At 71.9% G+C, this 12,808-nt stretch carries 15 protein-coding genes and 1 pseudogene; 11 read left to right on the plus strand and 5 right to left on the minus strand.

The genetic code is table 11. The features are described 5' to 3' along the window. Both H5J33_RS36720 and zapE read right to left on the minus strand, forming a co-directional pair. A pseudogene (locus H5J33_RS36720) lies at nt 1–206 on the minus strand (hypothetical protein); the annotation flags it as partial. A 198-nt stretch (nt 207–404) separates the two neighbouring features. Further along, nucleotides 405–1,508, minus strand: coding sequence for a cell division protein ZapE (gene zapE / locus H5J33_RS09760; protein ID WP_181794484.1), 1,104 nt, complete (start codon nt 1,506–1,508; stop codon nt 405–407). 36 nt (nt 1,509–1,544) lie between these two features. On the opposite strand from zapE, the gene H5J33_RS09765 reads away from it, so the two are divergent. From H5J33_RS09765 to H5J33_RS09800, 8 genes are all read left to right on the plus strand, one after another. Next, nucleotides 1,545–2,363: a pyrimidine reductase family protein gene (locus tag H5J33_RS09765; protein ID WP_181794485.1), complete on the plus strand. Its 819-nt coding sequence runs from the start codon at nt 1,545–1,547 to the stop codon at nt 2,361–2,363. A 129-nt stretch (nt 2,364–2,492) separates the two neighbouring features. Then, entirely contained in the window at nt 2,493–2,966 is a 474-nt protein-coding gene (locus H5J33_RS09770; RefSeq protein WP_181794486.1) for an indole-3-glycerol phosphate synthase, read from the plus strand. A 169-nt stretch (nt 2,967–3,135) separates the two neighbouring features. Further along, on the plus strand, nt 3,136–4,527 hold the full coding sequence (gene murC, locus H5J33_RS09775) for a UDP-N-acetylmuramate--L-alanine ligase (RefSeq protein ID WP_181794487.1): 1,392 nt from the start codon (nt 3,136–3,138) through the stop codon (nt 4,525–4,527). Between the two features lie 16 nt (nt 4,528–4,543). After that, nucleotides 4,544–4,951: a peptide-methionine (R)-S-oxide reductase MsrB gene (gene msrB, locus H5J33_RS09780; protein WP_181794488.1), complete on the plus strand. Its 408-nt coding sequence runs from the start codon at nt 4,544–4,546 to the stop codon at nt 4,949–4,951. A gap of 132 nt (nt 4,952–5,083) precedes the next feature. Continuing rightward, the gene (locus tag H5J33_RS09785) at nt 5,084–6,217 is read left to right on the plus strand and encodes an ABC transporter ATP-binding protein (protein WP_181794489.1); all 1,134 of its coding nucleotides are present in this window, start codon (nt 5,084–5,086) and stop codon (nt 6,215–6,217) included. Then, nucleotides 6,214–6,867, plus strand: coding sequence for an ABC transporter permease (locus tag H5J33_RS09790; protein WP_181794490.1), 654 nt, complete (start codon nt 6,214–6,216; stop codon nt 6,865–6,867). Before H5J33_RS09785 ends, H5J33_RS09790 begins: the two co-directional genes overlap by 4 nt. Further along, nucleotides 6,864–7,538, plus strand: a complete 675-nt coding sequence (locus tag H5J33_RS09795) for an ABC transporter permease (protein ID WP_181794491.1) — start codon at nt 6,864–6,866, stop codon at nt 7,536–7,538. Before H5J33_RS09790 ends, H5J33_RS09795 begins: the two co-directional genes overlap by 4 nt. Nucleotides 7,539–7,695: 157 nt before the next feature. Next, nucleotides 7,696–8,649 (plus strand): ABC transporter substrate-binding protein, encoded by a 954-nt coding sequence (locus tag H5J33_RS09800; RefSeq protein ID WP_181794492.1) that lies wholly within the window; start codon nt 7,696–7,698, stop codon nt 8,647–8,649. Nucleotides 8,650–8,735: 86 nt separating this feature from the next. On the opposite strand, the gene H5J33_RS09805 is transcribed toward H5J33_RS09800, so the two are convergent. Continuing rightward, nucleotides 8,736–9,191: a tellurite resistance TerB family protein gene (locus tag H5J33_RS09805; protein WP_181794493.1), complete on the minus strand. Its 456-nt coding sequence runs from the start codon at nt 9,189–9,191 to the stop codon at nt 8,736–8,738. Between the two features lie 175 nt (nt 9,192–9,366). Between H5J33_RS09805 and H5J33_RS37330 the strand changes: the two genes are divergently transcribed. Beyond that, complete coding sequence (locus H5J33_RS37330; RefSeq protein WP_258564984.1) at nt 9,367–9,489, plus strand: hypothetical protein; 123 nt, start codon at nt 9,367–9,369, stop codon at nt 9,487–9,489. Between the two features lie 77 nt (nt 9,490–9,566). After that, on the plus strand, nt 9,567–9,746 hold the full coding sequence (gene tatA / locus H5J33_RS09810) for a Sec-independent protein translocase subunit TatA (protein ID WP_181794494.1): 180 nt from the start codon (nt 9,567–9,569) through the stop codon (nt 9,744–9,746). Between the two features lie 2 nt (nt 9,747–9,748). Here the strand turns inward: tatA and H5J33_RS09815 are convergent, their stop codons facing one another. Continuing rightward, the gene (locus tag H5J33_RS09815) at nt 9,749–10,771 is read right to left on the minus strand and encodes a sporulation protein (protein WP_181794495.1); all 1,023 of its coding nucleotides are present in this window, start codon (nt 10,769–10,771) and stop codon (nt 9,749–9,751) included. Nucleotides 10,772–11,229: 458 nt separating this feature from the next. Here H5J33_RS09815 and H5J33_RS09820 point away from each other — a divergent pair, with 458 nt between their 5' ends. Beyond that, a complete protein-coding gene (locus H5J33_RS09820) occupies nt 11,230–11,877 on the plus strand; it encodes a ScbR family autoregulator-binding transcription factor (protein ID WP_181794496.1) in 648 nt (215 codons plus the stop codon). 55 nt (nt 11,878–11,932) lie between these two features. Here H5J33_RS09820 and H5J33_RS09825 read toward each other — a convergent pair. Next, the coding region (locus H5J33_RS09825) for a cytochrome P450 (protein WP_181794497.1) at nt 11,933–12,808 on the minus strand (876 nt) is incomplete at its 5' end.

Below are 12,808 nucleotides of genomic sequence, written 5' to 3' on the forward strand. Positions count from 1 at the left end.
CGGAGCGTGTCCGCTCCGGCGCGCGCCGAGTGCGCGGAGAGAACGGTTCCGGTCGCCGCCTCGGTTGACGGCCGACCGGCCTCGGCCGGCGTCTGGCCGGACGTGTGCGCGGATGCGAAGGATCCCGTGCACGCGCGGAGCTGGAGCCCGAGCAGTACCGCGACGAGGAGGGCGAGCAGCCCGCGTACGGCCGTACCGCGGAACATGAGGCCTCCCCCCGCCACGTTCATGTTTCTAGTCCAGACCAAGTCTTGGTCAACGAATGGTCAAGAAACACCTTAGCCGCGCAAAGGCCTTTGCCGGGTTAACTGGAGGTTAACGAGCTGAGAGAGCGTAAAAAACGCGGGTCAAGTGGCCTGAAGCAGCCCTTGACCCGCGGTAGTTGACGGTTTGACGGGTGTCGGCTACGCGCCGATCAGTCCCTTCGCGTCCCGGGCCAGCGCGGTGAGCCGGGATATCGCGCGGAAGTACTTCTTGCGGTAGCCGCCGTTCAGCATCTCCTCGCTGAACAGCCGGTCGAACGGCAGCCCCGAGGCCAGCACCGGGACCTCGCGGTCGTAGAGCCGGTCGGCGAGGACCACCAGCCGCAGCGCCGTCGACTGGTCCGGCACCGGCCGCACGCCGGTCAGGCACACCGCCCGCACCCCGTCGGTCAGCGCGCCGTACCGGCTCGGGTGCACCTTGGCCAGGTGCTCCAGCAGGCCCGGGAAGTCGTCCAGCGAGGCGCCCTCGGTGGCGAACGCCGTCTTCATGACCTCCTCGTCGGAGAAGGGCGCCGACGCCTCGGGCAGGCCGCGGTGGCGGTAGTCCTCGCCGTCGATGCGCAGGGTGCGGAAGTGGGCCGACAGGCCCTGGATCTCGCGCAGGAAGTCGGCGGCGGCGAAGCGTCCCTCGCCCAGTTTGCCGGGCAGCGTGTTGGAGGTGGCGGCCAGCGCCACGCCCGCCTCGACCAGCTTGCCGAGCAGCGTCGACACCAGGACCGTGTCGCCGGGGTCGTCCAGCTCGAACTCGTCGATGCACAGCAGGCTGTGCCCGGACAGCGTGCGCACGGTCTGCTGGAAGCCGAGCGCGCCGACCAGGTTGGTCAGCTCCACGAAGGTGCCGAACGCCTTGCGGGACGGCTCCGCCGGGGCGGCGTGCCACAGGGAGGCCAGCAGATGGGTCTTGCCGACGCCGTAGCCGCCGTCCAGGTACACCCCGCGCGGCCCGGCCGGGGTCTTGGGCGCCTTCGCCCTGCCGAATCCGAGGAAGCCGCGCCGGGCGGTGCCGGACGCACTCGGCCCGCCCAGACCGGCGGCGAAGCCCTCCAGGACCCGGACCGCCTCCGTTTGGCTGGGCTGGTTCGGGTCCGGGATGTACGTGGCGAAGCGGACGGAGTCGAAGCGCGGCGGCGGCACCATCTCGGCGACCAGCCGGTCCGCGGGCACGTGCGGCTCGCGGGCGCACAGGGACAGGGGGCCCGCGTCGGTCAGGGGGCCGGAACCGGGGGCGGTGCTGGAGGAGGACACGGTTATCCATGCTAAGCGCCGTGTCACACTGCACGAATGCGACGCCTCTTCCCTGTGACCGAAGAAACAGCAGCCCAGGCCCGCGCCGACGGGGGAGCACCCGCCGCCCCGCAGGCGGCCGCCGACCGGGAGTGGGGCCTCGCCGAGCTGGCCGCCGCCTACGCCTACCCGGATCCCGCGCCGGGCGCCCCGCGGCCCTGGCTGCGGGCCAACATGGTCTCCTCGCTCGACGGCGCCGCCCAGCACGAGGGCCACTCCAAGCCCATCTCCAGCGCCGCCGACATGCGGATCTTCGGCACCCTGCGGGCGCTCGCGGACGTTGTGCTGGTCGGTGCGGAAACGGTACGGCAGGAGGGGTACCGCCCCGCCCGGGTGCGCGCCGAGTTCGCCGGGGCGCGCGCGGCCGCCGGTCAGGCACCGGTCCCGGCGATCGCGATCGTCAGCGCGAGCCTGGACCTGGACTTCACGCTGCCCCTGTTCACCTCGCCCTTGGTCCCGACGCTGATCCTCACCGGGGCCGCCGCGGCTCCCGACCGGGTCGCCGCCGCCGAGAAGGCCGGTGCCCGGGTGCTGGTCGCCGGGGAGGGCACGGGCGTGGAGCCCGCCCGCGCGGTCGAGGCCCTCGCCGGCCTCGGACACACCCGGCTGCTCACCGAGGGCGGCCCCCGGCTGCTCGGCCAGCTGATCGCCGCGGAAGTGCTGGACGAGCTGTGCCTGACCGTCTCGCCGACGCTGACGGCGGGCGGGGCGCAGCGCATCGCCGGAGGGCCGTCGGTCGCCGTTCCGCACCGGTTCGAGCTCGCCTCCCTGCTGGAGGAGGACGGATTCCTCTTCGGGCGCTACCGTCGCCCTTGAAAGCAACGGAATCATCCGTTCCGGTTTGCTTCCGGAGGGCAGACTTAATGCGGCAGTACCCGTGCGATCGCGGGGAAGGATGGTTTCCGCAGGGGCCCTGCCGGGCCCTCTAAGGAGAAGAGGCGCCTGGTGTTCACAAGCGTTCTGATGATCGAGAAGGCCCTGACGTCCGCCGACGTGGAGTTCGTCACCACCTTGCACGGGGACGAGCCCGTCTCCTTCCACGTGCTGCTCCAGCCGCGCGGCGAGCAGGCGGACCGGCTGCTGCGGGCCATCGACGACATCGCGCTCGGCGAACTCGACGAGGCGGTGCGGGAGGGCGAGACCCCGGAGGGCCGCGAGGCGCGCAGCGTGGGGCGGCAGGCCCTCGACGTGTCGCTCCAGGCGCTGCGCTCCGCGGGGAGCGAGGCGGAGGGCCGGCTGGTCGAGGACCACCCGCTGGACGCGCTGAAGGCGCTGGTCGCCGAGGTGGGCGCGGACGAGGTGATCGTGCTGACCGATCCGCACTACGTGGAGGAGTTCTTCCACCGGGACTGGGCCTCGCGGGCGCGGCACAGGGTGGGGGTGCCGGTGCTGAAGCTGTTCTCCCACAGCAAGGCGTAGGTGGGGGGTGCCGGTACCCGGCGGCCGGCCGCGTCCGCGCCGCGGAGCCGCGGCCGATCACGGCCCTCCGCGCTCCGGGCCGGCCGTCCCGCGCCCCTTGCGGGGTGACCGGTGCTCCAGCGCATAGGCTAGGCCTGCTCTAGCCCGTACCGTCTCTGGGGAGAAACGCATGGCACCCGGCCTTCCTACCGCCATGGACCGACCGCACTTCATCGGCATCGGCGGCGCCGGGATGTCCGGAATCGCGAAGATCCTGGCCCAGCGCGGGGCCCGGGTGGCCGGCAGCGACGCCAAGGAGTCGGCGACCGCCGAGGCGCTCCGGGCGCTGGGCGCCACCGTGCACATCGGACACGCCGCCGGGCACCTCGCCGACGACGCGAGCTGTGTCGTGGTCTCGTCGGCGATCCGCGCGGACAACCCGGAGCTGGCCCGCGCCGCCGAGCTGGGCATCCCGGTGGTGCACCGCTCCGACGCGCTGGCCGCGCTGATGGCGGGGCTGCGGCCGATCGCCGTGGCCGGCACCCACGGCAAGACCACCACCACCTCGATGCTGGCGGTCTCCCTGACCGAGCTGGGCCTGAAGCCGTCGTACGCCATCGGCGGCGACCTGGACGCGCCCGGCTCCAACGCGCTGCACGGTGAGGGCGACATCTTCGTCGCCGAGGCGGACGAATCGGACCGCAGCTTCCACAAGTACGCGCCCGAGGTCGCCATCGTCCTCAACGTCGAGCTGGACCACCACGCCAACTACGCCTCCATCGACGAGATCCACGAGTCCTTCGAGACCTTCGTGGACCGGATCACCGAGGGCGGCACCCTGGTCGTCTCCGCCGACCACGAGGGCGCCCGGGAGCTGACCCGGCGGGTGCGCGACCGCGCGGTGCGGGTGGTGACCTACGGCGAGGCCGAGGACGCCGACGTGCGCGTGCTGTCGATCGTCCCGCAGGGGCTGAGGAGCCGGGTCACGGCGGTGCTGGACGGCCGGGAGCTGACCTTCGCCGTCTCCGTGCCGGGCCGCCACTACGCGCTCAACGCGGTCGCCGCGCTCACCGCCGGCGCCGCCCTCGGCATCCCTGCCGACGAGCTCGCGCCCGCCCTCGCCGCCTACACCGGCGTCAAGCGGCGCCTCCAGCTCAAGGGCGAGGCGGCCGGCGTCCAGGTGATCGACTCCTACGCCCACCACCCGACCGAGATGACGGCCGACCTGGAGGCCATGCGCGGCGCCGCCGGTGACGCCCGCATCCTCGTCGTCTTCCAGCCGCACCTGTTCTCCCGCACCCAGGAGCTGGGCAAGGAGATGGGGCAGGCGCTGGCCCTCGCCGACGCCTCGGCGGTGCTGGACATCTACCCCGCACGCGAGGACCCGATCCCGGGCGTGACCAGCGAGCTGATCATCGAGTCCGCGCGCGCGGCCGGCGCCGACGTGACCGCCGTCCACGACAAGGCGGACATCCCGGCGGTGATCGCGGGAATGGCGAAGCCCGGTGATCTCGTTCTCACCATGGGCGCGGGTGACGTGACCGACCTGGGCCCGCTGATCCTGGACCGACTCGCGCAGTAAGAGGGGCTGAGAGCTGATGGCGTACGACGTCGAGAAGCCGGACGAGCAGTGGCGTGCGGAGCTGACCCCGGCCGAGTACGCGGTGCTGCGCCGGTCCGCCACCGAGCCGGCCTTCACCGGTGAGTACACGGACACCAAGACCAAGGGGGTGTACTCCTGCCGGGCCTGCGGCGCGGAACTGTTCACTTCCGACACCAAGTTCGAGTCGCACTGCGGCTGGCCGTCCTTCTACGACCCGAAGGACTCCGACGCCGTAGAACTGATCGAGGACCGCTCCCACGGCATGGTCCGCACCGAGGTCCGGTGCGCCCGCTGCGGCTCCCACCTGGGGCACGTCTTCGCGGGCGAGGGCTACCCGACCCCCACCGACCAGCGGTACTGCATCAACTCCATCTCGCTGCGGCTGACGCCCGCGGAGGGCTGAGGACGGCGCGGCGGCCCGGCCCCGGGCCGCCGCCGCGACCCGCCCCCTTCCCTCCGAGGTGCCGCGACACTCCCGGTCTAGACTCTCCCCGCGTCAGCCCAGATGCGGTCGGACCGAAGGGTACGCGGCGTTTTGATACGGATAGATGCAGTCACCAAGCGGTACCCGGACGGCACGGTCGCGGTCGACCGGCTGTCGCTGGAGATACCGGACCGCGCGATCACCGTCCTCGTCGGGCCCTCCGGCTGCGGCAAGACGACGACCCTGCGGATGATCAACCGGATGGTGGAGCCCACCGAGGGCAGCATCCTCCTCGACGGCCGGGACATCCGGCAGCAGCCGGTCAACACCCTGCGCCGTTCGATGGGTTACGTCATCCAGAACGCCGGCCTCTTCCCGCACCGCACCATCCTCGACAACATCGCCACCGTGCCCCGGCTGCTCGGCCGCAGCAGGCGGCAGGCCCGGGACCGGGCCGCCGAGCTGATGGAGCGGGTCGGGCTCGACACCTCACTCGCGGGGCGGTACCCGTACCAGCTCTCCGGCGGCCAGCAGCAGCGCGTCGGCGTGGCCCGCGCACTCGCCGCCGACCCGCCGGTCCTGCTGATGGACGAGCCGTTCTCCGCCGTCGACCCGGTCGTGCGCAAGCAGCTCCAGGACGAACTCCTGCGCATCCAGGAGGAACTGGGCAAGACCATCGTCTTCGTCACCCACGACATCGACGAGGCGATCAAGCTCGGCACCAGGGTCGCCGTCCTGCGCACCGGCGGCCGGCTCGCCCAGTACGCCCCGCCCGCCGAACTGCTCAGCGCGCCCGCCGACTCCTTCGTGGAGGACTTCCTCGGCGCCGACCGCGGCATCCGCCGGCTGTCCTTCTTCCCGTCCACCGGGCTGGAGTTGCAGACCGCGCCCCTGGTCACGGCCGACGCCGACGCCGGCACGCTCGCCGCCCGGGCCGGCGCCGCCCCCTACCTCCTCGTCACCGACCCCGACGGCAGGCCGCTCGGCTGGAGCGAGCCCGGCCGGCTCACCGCCGGCGCCGTCGACCGGAGCGAACTCCTCGACTTCGGACGGCCGTTCGTGCCCGGCACCGACTCGCTGCGGGCCGCGCTGGACGGGGCCGTGCTCTCGCCGACCGGATGGGCGGTCGCGGTGGACGGCGAGGGGCGCGCCGTCGGTGTCGTCTCCCAGCAGGTCATCGGCGAGGCGATCCGGGCCGCCCACGGCCGGGTGGCCGAGCGGGCCGAGGAGGCGGGCGGACGATGAGCGGCTTCTTCGACCTCCCGAGCGACCTCGGGCAGAGCTGGCCCGGTCTCGTCGGGCTGCACCTGCGCGAGGCCCTGCTGCCGGTGCTCGCCGGGCTGCTCGTCTCGCTGCCCGTGGCGCAGCTGTGCGTGCGCTTCCGCTGGATCTATCCGCCCGTCCTCGGCATCGCCACCGTCCTCTACGCCATTCCCTCGCTCGCCTTCTTCGTCGTCCTCATCGACTACTTCGGCCAGAGCGAGACCACGGTGATGATCCCGCTCGCGCTCTACAGCCTGGTGGTGCTGGTGCCGGCGATCGTGGACGGCGTCCGCTCGGTGCCGCCGGAGACCCTGGCCGCCGCCCAGGCCATGGGCTTCGGCGCGGTACGCCGGTACTTCCAGGTCCAGTTGCCGCTCGCCGTGCCCGCCATCATCGCCGGCCTGCGGGTGGCGACCGTGTCCAGCATCTCCCTGGTCAGCGTCGGCATGCTCATCGGCAACCAGGGCGCCCTCGGCAACATGCTCTACGCCGCCCAGACCTACGGCCGCCCCGCCCTGGCGGTGAACGCGGTGCTGACCATCGGGGTGCTGGGCATCCTCGCCGACGCCGCGCTGGTCCTCCTGCGCCATCTGCTCACCCCCTGGATGCCGCGGAAGGGGGCCCGCCGGTGAACGTCCTCGACTTCGCGCGCGCCTTCTTCGGCGACAGCGCCCACTGGCACGGCTACGACGGCGTCCCCACCCGGTTCGCCGAGCACATCGGGTACTGCCTGGAAGCCCTGGCCATCGCCGCCGGGATCGGTCTGCCCGTCGGTCTGCTCACCGGGCACACCGGCCGGGGCGGCAACGCCCTGGCGTTCCTCGCCACCGCCGGGCGGGCCCTGCCCAGTTTCGGCCTCCTGGTGCTGATGGTCATCTGGATCGGCCTCGGACTGCTGCCGGCCATGATCCCGCTGGTCGTGCTCGCCGTCCCGCCGATCCTGGTCACCACCTACGAGGCGGTCCGCTCCGTCGACCCCTCGCCGGTGGACGCCGCCCGGGGCATGGGGATGCCCGAGCCGAGGGTGCTGTTCCAGGTGGAGGTGCCGGTCGCGCTCCCGCTGATCCTGAGCGGACTGCGCACCGCGGCCGTCCAGATCGTCTCCACCGCCACCATCGCCGCCTACATCGGCCTGGGCGGTCTCGGCCGGTACATCATCGACGGCCTCTACCAGAAGGATTACGAGAAGGTCGTCGGCGGCGCCACCCTGGTCGCCGGGCTCGCCCTCGTGACCCTGGCCGTGTTCTGGGCGGTGTCCCGGCTCGCCGTGTCGCCGGGAGTGCGCCGGGGCGGCCGCGGCTGACGGCCGCCGCCGTGACGACGTGTCCGGACCGGGGCGCCCCTCACCGGGAAACCGTCGCCGGGAGGACCTCCGGTGTGCACAACCGCACGTGGACCGACGGGCGATTCCCGGCCGGTGGCACTTGACTGACCGAGAAGCGGCTGGCTTGGATCGACGGGTGACTTCAACGACCCATGACAGCAGGTCCATCCGGAGGAGCAGCGGCGCGGCGGTGGTCGCCCTGGCGGCGACGGCCTTGCTGGCGGGCTGTTCTTCCGGCGACAAGGCCGACAACCCCCTCACCGGCGGCAAGGCGGACGGCGACAGCGTGGTCGTCGGCTCCAACAACTTTCCCGAGAGCACCCTGCTCGCCGACATCTACGGCGAGGCCCTCAAGGCCAAGGGGGTCAAGGTCACGTACAAGCCGAACATCGGCAGCCGCGAGACCACTTACGGGCTGATGAAGAACGGCACGCTCACGATGATGCCCGAGTTCAACGGCGCGCTGCTGGCCCACCTCGACAAGAAGGCCGCACCGAAGACCCTCGAGGAGACCGAGAAGGCCATCGACGCCAAGCTGGACTCCCGGCTGACCCTGCTCGACCCGGCGCCGGCCCAGTCCAAGGACTCCGTCACGGTGAACGCGGCCACCGCGCGGAAGTACCACCTCACGGACAAGTCCACCATCGCCGATCTGGAGGACGTCGCGGGGGACCTGGTCATCGGCGGTTCACCGGAGTTCCAGGTCCGGCAGCAGGGGCTGGAGGGCCTGAAGTCCGTCTACGGCCTGGAGTTCGAGTCCTTCAAGGCGCTGGACACCGGAGGGCCGCTGACGCTGGCGGCGCTGAAGAAGAACGCCGTCCAGGTCGCGGACGTCTTCACCACGGACCCGAACATCACCAAGGAGAAGTTCGTCGTCCTCCAGGACCCGAAGAACCTCTTCGGCTTCCAGAACGTCCAGCCGCTCGTCCGCAAGGACGCGCTGCCCCGCAAGGGCGTCGACGCACTCAACGCGGTCTCCGCGAGGCTCGACACCAAGACCCTGCTGGAGCTGGACACCCAGGTGCAGGCGGAGAAGAAGGACCCGCTGGACGTGGCCCGGGCCTGGCTGAAGTCCGCCGGGCTGGTCTGACACACCGGCGGCCGGCGGCCCATGGGCGCCCGCCCGCGGGTGTCCCCGTGTCCCGGGGACACCCGCGGCGGTTCTCCGGCCTCTGCTCAGAGGTCGAACTCGTGCGGCGGCAGGTCCAGCGCGTAGCACGCCTCGCGCACCACGGCCTGTTCGGTCTTGTCGAAGTCGCCGTCCGCGCCGCCGATGACGATGCCGATCTGGATGACGGCACGCGCCTCCGCGGGCTTCTTCTTCGCCTTGGCGACCTCCTGGAGCACGCTCACCCTGCCGAAGTCGAAGTCGGCCGTCAGCTTGTTCAGGTTGTCCTCGAAACGGCGCCGCAGGTCGTCCGCCGGGAAGTTCTGCAACACCTCGTTCGTGGCGATGAGCTGGGCCACGCGCTGCCGTTCGGAGGGATCCACCGTGCCGTCGGCGGCGGCCACGAGCGCGCACATCGCCATGCTCGCATCGCGGAACGCGCCGCTCTTCAGGTCGTTCTTCTTCGCCACCAACTGGGTCTGCATCTGCGACGCCGACTCCTTGATGCGGTCCCACAGGGCCATGTCCACTCCTCGCAACAGCCGTCGGATGCCCTAGCGGCACCCCACGGAATTTCTACAGCACTGTAGAAACTAACGGACCGGCCGGGAAGTTCCCCGGATCTGCACCGAGTGCCGCGAACACGGCCGCCGCGTCCGGGCTGCCCGCCGAGCGGGTGGGCGGTGCGCTGTCCGCCAGGTGTACTACGTCTACGCCGCCGAACAGGGCGCCGGCGCCGGGGTCGTGCACCACCTCGTCACCCGCCTCGCGGAACGCCGGACCTCGCCTGCCGCACCGGTGCGCCGGCTTCCCGGGCGCTGATCCGCTCCGCCCGAGTTGTACAGTTGCGCAATGTGGCAACTGTCCTTGCCGCAGACCGAGACGTAGAAGGGGCGGTCATGTTCCGTAACGCCATCGAGCCCTGGCACCTGCTGGTCGTCGCGATCGTGTTCATCGCGCTGTTCGGCTACCGGAAGCTGCCCGACACCGCGCGGGCGCTGGGGAAGTCCGTGCGGATCCTCAAGAGCGAGGCACGGGCGATGAAGGACGGGGAGGGCGCGGGCGGCTCCGCCGGCTGAGGTCAGTCCTCGTCCGCGTCGTCCTCCTCCCCCTCGAAGAAGTCCCCGATCTCGTCCACGACCTCCGCGGCCACCATGCCGCCGACCACGCCCACGGCGAGGCCCGCCGCGCCCGCCGCCACGGCCGTGCCGAGACCCGGGCCGGAGCGGTGGCCGCTCCCGGGCACGCCGTCGTGGCCGTACGCCGCGTGGCCCTCGTGGGCGTACGCCACATGGCTGCCGTGTCCGTACGCCGCGTGGCTGCCGTAGGCGTCGTGGTGCTCGGTCATCCGGCGGATCCAGCCGTCCACCTCGGCCTGCCAGTCCAGGGCCGGCGCGTCCTCGTGGCGCACCGTGAACCGGGTCAGGGCGTCGTGCCCCGCGGAGAACGGCCCGCCGCGCTTGTCCGCCTCCAGCACGACCTCGACGCCGGCGGGGGCGGCCAGGAAGGTGACCTCCAGCTCGTTCATCGCGTGCGCGTACTGCGGGGCCGGGGTCAGCTCGATCTCCTGGTAGAACGGCAACTGCTGGCCCGTGCCGCCGATGTGGCCGTACTCCAGGTCGGCCGAGCGGAAGCCGAAGCCCAGGTGGCCGAAGGCCTCCAGCACCGCCTCCTGCACGGGCAGGGGACGGATGGCCAGCGGGTCCAGGTCGCCCTTGTCCCGGGCGCCCGCCACCGCGACCTCCGTGCGCACGCCCAGCACGACGCCGAGCGGCTGCCCGTGCAGTTCGGTCACCGGCGTCTCCCAGGGCAGCGGCACGCTGAACGGCAGCTCGCGCTCCTCCTCCTCGCCGAGCCGGAAGCCGCCGCCGACGGTGAACCGGTCGAAGACGACCGAGCCCTCGCTCTCGCCTTCCGCGTGCTCCGCCTCCACGCGGGCGATCAGCTCCAGGCCGATGTGCTCGATGTCCACGGCCGATCCGCCGCCCCGCAGCAGCACCCGGCCCGTCAGGGCGCCGCCGGGCAGTGCCGCGCCCCCGTCCAGCACCGTGTCCACGGAGGGGCCGCCGACCCCGATCGCACCCAGCAGCCTCTTGAACACCATGCCGTAGCTCCCTTGCGCCTCGCCTTGTTCCGGACGGCGCTCCTTGTCCGTCCGGCTGCCCGGTGAACTCCCGGCACGGGCCGAGAAGTTCCCAGGTCACCCGTTCGAAGGACCCGCGGTGTGGCGGGATGACGGCACGACGGGGAGGCGAGGTGCGACAACTGACCCGTGGGAAAACACGTTTGGCGCTTACGGACGCGAAAGCACCGACCGGTCCTGCTGTTTTGGGGCTGCTCCGGCACCCCGTCGAAGACCGGACGTCCGCCTCGTATCGCGACGCGCCGAGGGCGCTGCCGCCGTCGTCCGGAACCCGCCGGGCGCTGTCGCACCGCTGACACGTGTCGTATCGCGTGTGCGGACCTCTGGACTCCCATCGCCGTGCGGTGAGTTATCGTATGCAGGGGGTTCAAAACAAACCGCATGTCCTGTTCTTTTGAGGCGCGAGGAGGGGTCCAGGGATGGCGAGGCAGTTACGCGCTGAACAGACCCGCGCAACCATCATCACGGCCGCCGCCGACCTGTTCGACCGGCACGGCTACGAATCCACCAGTCTGAGCGATATCGTCACACATGCGAAGGTCACCAAGGGCGCCTTGTACTTCCACTTCGCGGCCAAGGAGGACCTCGCCCAGGCGATCCTGGAGCTCCAGGCCAAGGCGGCCCGGCAGCTCGTGGCCGACGTCGAGAGCCGTGGCTGCTCGTCGTTGGAGGCGCTGATGCGCACCACGTTCGGGATCGCCCGGCTCGCCGTGGAGGACCCCGTGCCGCGTGCCGGGCTCCGCCTCGCCACCGCCGACATCGCCGTGCGGCCGCCGCTGCGGCACCCGTTCACCGAGTGGCTGGATTTCGCCACCCGCAAATTCAGCGGGGCCGTCAGGGAGGCCGACCTGCACGGGGACCTCGACGTCGGGGTGGTCGCCCACTCCCTTGTCTGCTTCTTCGTCGGCACCCGGGTCGCGGGCCGCTCGCTCGAACCGGTGGGACGGCTGCCGCGCAGGGTCGCCGAGATGTGGCACCTGGTGATACGCGGCCTCGTCCCGGTGCACCGGCGTCCCCGCTACGTCACCCTCGCCACCCAGCTGGAGAGGGAGGTACGTGCCGCCTGACATCCGCGACACGGTGACGGACATGCCCCACAGCCCCCTTCGCACCCATGGGCCGTCAGACGAGCAGTAGCGGCAGCGACTTGATGCCGTTGATGAAGTTCGACACCAGGCGCCCTGCCGGGCCCGCCGGCACCGGCGGGCCCGGCAGGGCGCGCGGCAGCTCCTCGTAGAGCAGCCGCAGTTGCAGCCGGGCGAAGTGGGCGCCGAGGCAGACGTGGGGGCCGTCCCCGAACGAGACATGCGGGTTGGGGGAGCGTGCCGGGTCGAGCCGGTCCGGGTCGGTGAACACGCGCTCGTCCCGGTTGGCCGAGGCGTGGAACACCACGACCTTGTCGCCCGCCCGGATCCGGCGGCCCGCCAGCTCGGTGTCCCGCACGGCCGTCCGGCGGAAGGTCAGCACCGGCGGATGCCAGCGCAGCAACTCGTCGACGGCCGGCGACGGGCAGACCGGCTCGGCGCGCAGCCTCTCGTACACCTCCGGGTGCTCCGCCAGTGCCAGCAGCCCGCCCGGGGCCGCCGAGCGCACCGTGTCGTTGCCCGCCACGGTGAGCAGGAAGAAGAACATCTCCAGTTCCGCCCCGGCGAGTTCGGCGTCGTGGGCGAGCGTCGTCATGATGTCGTCGGCGGGGTGCCGGCGCTTGTACGCGGCGAGCTGTCCGGCGTAGCCGAACATGTCCCGCAGCATCGCCGGCGACCGGGGATCGACCGGCCTGCCCGCCCGGCCCGGCACCGGCGGGGCGGCCTCGTCCGGGTCCTGGTAGCCGATGACCCGCCGGGTCCAGTCCAGCAGCAGCCCCCGGTCGCTCTCCGGTACGCCCAGCAGGTCCGTCAGGTTCAGCAGGGCGTACTCGTCGGTGACGGCGGCCACCAGGTCGACCGTGCCGTCCCCCTCCCGCGCCCGCGTGACGGCGCTCGTGAGCAGCGCCCGCGC

The sequence above is a fragment of the Streptomyces sp. WELS2 genome (assembly GCF_013870595.1).
In the GTDB taxonomy this organism is placed as follows: Bacteria; Actinomycetota; Actinomycetes; order Streptomycetales; family Streptomycetaceae; genus Streptomyces.

Coding starts and splice junctions, on each gene's coding strand:
- H5J33_RS09790 (WP_181794490.1), top strand. CDS start 6,214: ATGAGCGGCTTCTTCGACCTCCCGAGCGACCTCGGGCAGAGCTGGCCC.
- H5J33_RS09765 (WP_181794485.1), top strand. CDS start 1,545: ATGCGACGCCTCTTCCCTGTGACCGAAGAAACAGCAGCCCAGGCCCGC.
- H5J33_RS09805 (WP_181794493.1), bottom strand. CDS start 9,191: ATGGCCCTGTGGGACCGCATCAAGGAGTCGGCGTCGCAGATGCAGACC.
- H5J33_RS09815 (WP_181794495.1), bottom strand. CDS start 10,771: ATGGTGTTCAAGAGGCTGCTGGGTGCGATCGGGGTCGGCGGCCCCTCC.
- tatA (WP_181794494.1), top strand. CDS start 9,567: ATGTTCCGTAACGCCATCGAGCCCTGGCACCTGCTGGTCGTCGCGATC.
- msrB (WP_181794488.1), top strand. CDS start 4,544: ATGGCGTACGACGTCGAGAAGCCGGACGAGCAGTGGCGTGCGGAGCTG.
- murC (WP_181794487.1), top strand. CDS start 3,136: ATGGCACCCGGCCTTCCTACCGCCATGGACCGACCGCACTTCATCGGC.
- H5J33_RS09820 (WP_181794496.1), top strand. CDS start 11,230: ATGGCGAGGCAGTTACGCGCTGAACAGACCCGCGCAACCATCATCACG.